The 2003-nt window shown below is 67.7% G+C and carries 1 protein-coding gene and 1 pseudogene; one reads left to right on the top strand and one right to left on the bottom strand.

The genetic code is table 11. From position 1 onward, the window contains the following. Nucleotides 1-85 precede the first annotated feature (85 nt). Nucleotides 86-1075: a tyrosine-type recombinase/integrase gene (locus MJ783_RS22665; RefSeq protein ID WP_239313792.1), complete on the bottom strand. Its 990-nt coding sequence runs from the start codon at nucleotides 1073-1075 to the stop codon at nucleotides 86-88. Nucleotides 1076-1391: 316 nt separating this feature from the next. Between MJ783_RS22665 and MJ783_RS22660 the strand changes: the two are divergent. Then, a pseudogene (locus MJ783_RS22660) lies at nucleotides 1392-2003 on the top strand (hypothetical protein); the annotation flags it as partial.

Genomic DNA, 2003 nt, shown 5'->3' with positions numbered 1-2003 from the left:
TTTTATGGAGACGCGTTCGTTATGCCGACCTGGCGGGGCCGCCGCTGGGTGCGGGCGGCGGCCCCGGTGACGGTGTCGGGATAATTTAGAGGGTTTCGAGGAATCGGATCAGCGGGTCGGGCGGCTGGTAGCGGCCGGGGGCGGTGCCTTCGGGGGCGGTGCGGGCGAGCGCTTTCTCCTTGAGGGCCAGGTCGGCGTGAATGTACGCCTGCGTCGTTGTCACGGACTCGTGCCCTAGCCACAGAGCGATGACGGTGATGTCGATGCCAGCATGGAGTAGTCGCATCGCTGCACTATGTCGCAGTACGTGTGGTGTGATGTTCTTTGCCTCCAGGGTCGGGCAGTTCGGCGTCGCGTTGGCGACGTGCCGAGCGAGGCGGCTTGCAACGGCGTCGGTGCTCAGCTGGTTGCCTTTCCGGGACGAGAAGACCGCGTCGCCCGGGAGCGCTTCGCGCTCGGTGAGCCAGGCGCTCATGGTTGTGGCGAGCAGCGGTCTGATAGGGGTGATCCGTTCTTTGCGGCCCTTGCCGAGGCAACGGACGTGCGCCCCTCGGCCGAGGCGGACATCGGGGACGGTGAGCGCGGTCAGTTCGGAGACGCGCAGGCCGGTGTGGACGGCGAGGGCGAGCAGGGCGTGGTCGCGCCGGCCGATCCAGGTGGTCTGGTCGGGGGCGGCGAGCAGCGCGTCGACCTCGGGGCCGGTGAGGTAGGTGATGATGGTCTGGTCATGGCGTTTCGTCGGCATCGCCAGCACCCGCGCGATGATGGCGGCATCCTCGGGGTGGCGCAGCGCCGCGAAGCGGAACAGCGAGTGGATTGCGGCGAGCCGGGCGTTGCGGGTGGATGCGCTGTTGTGCCGGACGTGCTCGAGGTGGTCGAGGAACGCCCCGACCAGGGGCGCGTCGAGGTCCGTGAGTTGCAGGCGGGACGGGGCGATGCCGGTCACCTGCTCGGCGAAGGTCAGCAGCAGCCGCATGGCGTCGCGGTAGGCGCCGATCGTGTGAGGGCTGGCCTGGCGTTGCTTTACCAGCCTGTCGGTGAAGAATGCCTGCAGGGTCGGAGCGAGGCTGCTCATGGCCGTGCGCCCCAGCGGGTCTCCAGGAGTTGCTCGGCTAGGGCGAGCAGCTCGGGGGCCGCGGAGAAGTACCAGTTATCCCGATCTCGGGATAATTGGTATTACTCCGATTCTCGGGTTATTCCGATGTCCGCTCCTTCCTGCGTGTGACAGGCCCGGGACCTGCGCTGACACGGTCTGGCGACCCCGGGCCTGTCGGAATAAGCCGGTGCGTCAGTTGCGCGGATGAGACCTTGCCCGGGGTATTGCCGGCTCACGCTGATGCTGCCGCCATGTAGTCCGAACTGGCGGCTCCATCGGATGAAGGGACGATGCCATGGGGTCGATGGTGTCCGGGCTGGCTGAGGCCGTGCTCGGCGTGGTGGAGGGTGTGGGGTTATCGGCCGACTCGGTCGCCCGCTACCGCAAGTGCTGCGATGTCGTCGTGCAGTTCTGTGACCAGCGTGACCTGGACGCGCTGTCGGCCGATGTGGTCGAGGAGTTCGTCGCGTGCCAGCAGGAGCGCGCCCGCCGCGGTGAGATCGGCGCGAACAGGCGCAACGCGCTGGTGAAGTCAGCCCGGATGATGCTGGAGTTCCAGACGACCGGCGCGGTGGTCTGGCGGGTGATGGGCCCAGACCCTGATCTCGTGCTCGGCGAGAGTTCCCGTGTCGTGCTCCGGCAGTTCGCCGCTGCGGCGGCGGGTCTGGAGTTGGCGCCAGGGTCGGTGCGGCTGCTGGTCAGCGAGATTCGCCAGTTCCTGGCCTATCTTGACCGGACTGGCCGGCGTGCTCTCGGCGCTGTCACTGCGGACGACGTTCGCGGGTTCATGGTCGAGGTCGCCCCGAGGAGGCCGGCTGGCGTCGGCAACGTGGTGTGGTCGTTGAAGAGGTTCTTCGCGTTCCTGCAGGTCGCCGGGCTCAGTGACGTCCGCATCGATGGTCTGCTC

Origin of the sequence: Protofrankia sp. Cj3, from assembly GCF_917627355.1 — a bacterium.
In the GTDB taxonomy this organism is placed as follows: Bacteria; Actinomycetota; Actinomycetes; order Frankiales; family Frankiaceae; genus Protofrankia.
Note: the sequence above shows the minus strand (reverse complement) of the source record. Positions and strands in the feature narration are given on the sequence as shown.